Below are 2,373 nucleotides of genomic sequence, written 5' to 3' on the forward strand. Positions count from 1 at the left end.
AAAGCAGCGGAGTAGCTCGGTTGGGAAACAGCAGCATGATCGTCTCCTTTGCGGTTTCAACGACGACATCCTCGCAACATCAGTCATTGCTTCGGAGCGAGGCTTCCTGTTGCAAATTCTGTCCCTGAGATGTCGCCACCCGTAAAAAATGGTGAAGTCTCGCAAAATTGTTTGCCGGACCCATTTTCTTCGGTGTCCCCCTGACTCCGAGGGGCCTCGGCCGCAGTTTTTAGCGAGCGGCTATCTGATGCAGCCCGTGGTTAGGTTGGGTAGACGGCGGGATGTAGCGAGTTTTTTGGAGAGGAGTCGTCTCGGCAGCTTTGTACACACTTGTAGAACTGGCAGTCCTCGAAGCGACCGCATGTCCATTAATCGGGCTTAATTCGTCAGGAGCGAACCGCGAAGGAGGGGTGCGTCATGGCGATTGTGACGGGGGCGAAAATCCCCTGTCAGGAATTGACGACTTCCTCTATGCTGCCAGCCACTTCAGCATGCTCATGGACGGGCAATTCATGTACTCGAAAACACTCTGGTGTGCGGTCTGCATTTGGGTGATCGTGGCGGGTTGCCGCACGATCACACCGGCGGGACGCGCCAAAGTCATCAATGAGCCTCCGGAAACGAGCAAGAACGATTCGTCTGCCGTACCCGCCGTCGGTATCTGGCGAGCTCCCGGGCTGGAATCGAAGCTGTTACAGGCGTCGATGACCAGTGATGATTCGGGGGTCGATCTGATTCCGACAGCGACTCGAGAATCGCGTGCTCCATGGGGACGCCCCGATCTGGGAAGCATCTACAGTCGGACGTCGAAATCAGACGAGTACCAGCGAAATCCGATTATTGTGATTCCCGGAATTCTCGGCTCAAAGTTAGTCGACGAATCGGGGCGGCGCGTTGTCTGGGGCGAATTCGGCGGAAATGGAATTGATCCCTCCACCGTTGAAGGGGCCCGGTTACTCGCGTTGCCCATGGGGGAAGGGGAGGCCCTGAAAGACCTGACGGATACAATCGAAGTCTCCGGGCCCCTCGACACGTTGAACGTCCGCGTGTTTGGGGTCCTCTTTCAGATGGCGGCGTATCGGGACATCGTGACCGCCCTCGGAATTGGTGGATATCGGGATTCGCCGGACGAGTTAGACCCGCAGGATGTGCGCTGCTTTCAATTCGCGTACGACTGGCGGCGTGACAATGTCGAAACAGCGGCGCAACTCCATCAGTTTATTCTCGAGAAGAAAGCGCTTGTTGAAGCAGAGCGGCAAGCGCGATTTGGAGACGATGCGGAACCCGTTCGATTCGATATTGTCGCTCACTCGATGGGAGGAGTGATGGCCCGTTACTACCTCCAGTACGGTGATGCCCCTCTTCCTGAGGACGGCAGTCTTCCGGAGATCAACTGGAAGGGGGCTCAGTACGTCGATCGTCTGGTCATGGTGGCACCGCCGAACGCGGGTTCACTTCAGGCGGTGGAGTATTTGACTCAGGGAGTCCAATTCTCGAGATTCTTTTCCAAGTATGAGCCAGCGCTACTGGGGACGATGCCGTCGGTTTACCAACTGCTGCCAAGGACTCGACACCGTCCGGTGGTCTCAGGTTCCCGGCGTGAGACCGTGGACCTTTATGATCCTCAGGTCTGGGTTCACGCGCGATGGGGTTTCTTTAACCCGACACAGTCAGAGCAACTGCGATATCTGCTTCCCAATGAACCTGATCCCCTGCGCAGGCTGGAGGTGGCGTATGGTCACCTTGCCAAATGTCTGCGACGTGCGGAACGCTTTCACGCTGCCATCGACGTGAAGGTTGATCCGCCCGAAGGAACGACCATTCATCTGATCGCCAGCGATGCGCACCCCACTGTTTTTCAGTACGCAATCGACAATCGAGGGGCGCTCTCCCCCACAGCACGCGTGGCGGGCGACGGACTTGTCACGCGTCACAGTGCGTTGATGGATGAGCGACTTTCGGACAATGGGAAGTGGGCACCACGCTTGAAAAGCCCCATCAAGTGGGACAGCGTCACATTCCTGTTCACCGACCATCTGGGCCTGACCAAGGACCCGGCCTTCACGGACAATGTTCTCTATTTGCTGATTGAGTCTCCCCGCTGAGGATGAGACAATCGCGGGGATGAAATTTGGGGCGCCCGTGAAGTGGCTCCGTTAGTCGCCCTGCGAATCGCTCGCGCTCGGCCGCTCAGGGGCTGCTCGATACGGCCAAAGGAGTGACAGCAATCTCAACAGGGCTCATGGTGTGAATCCCCCCGGGGGCGGTCTGCCTGCATGGCGGGTGAAGGCCCTGTGAAATGACAGAAGCCGATGCGGGACAGTGTCCTGCATCGGCTTCTGTTTGAGAGGCTCCGGTCGGAGTCGAACCGAC

The 2,373-nt window shown here is 57.6% G+C and carries 2 protein-coding genes; one reads left to right on the forward strand and one right to left on the reverse strand.

Features of this window, described 5'->3' with window-relative positions; translation table 11 throughout:
• Positions 1-320 precede the first annotated feature (320 nt).
• Positions 321-2,105: a lipase/acyltransferase domain-containing protein gene (locus VGE80_RS13665; protein ID WP_373651390.1), complete on the forward strand. Its 1,785-nt coding sequence runs from the start codon at positions 321-323 to the stop codon at positions 2,103-2,105.
• Positions 2,106-2,190: 85 nt separating this feature from the next.
• Here the strand turns inward: VGE80_RS13665 and VGE80_RS13670 are convergent.
• On the reverse strand, positions 2,191-2,373 hold a 183-nt coding region (locus VGE80_RS13670), incomplete at its 5' end, for a hypothetical protein (RefSeq protein ID WP_440593064.1).

Source organism: Schlesneria sp. (assembly GCF_036405755.1).
In the GTDB taxonomy this organism is placed as follows: Bacteria; Planctomycetota; Planctomycetia; order Planctomycetales; family Planctomycetaceae; genus Schlesneria; species Schlesneria sphaerica.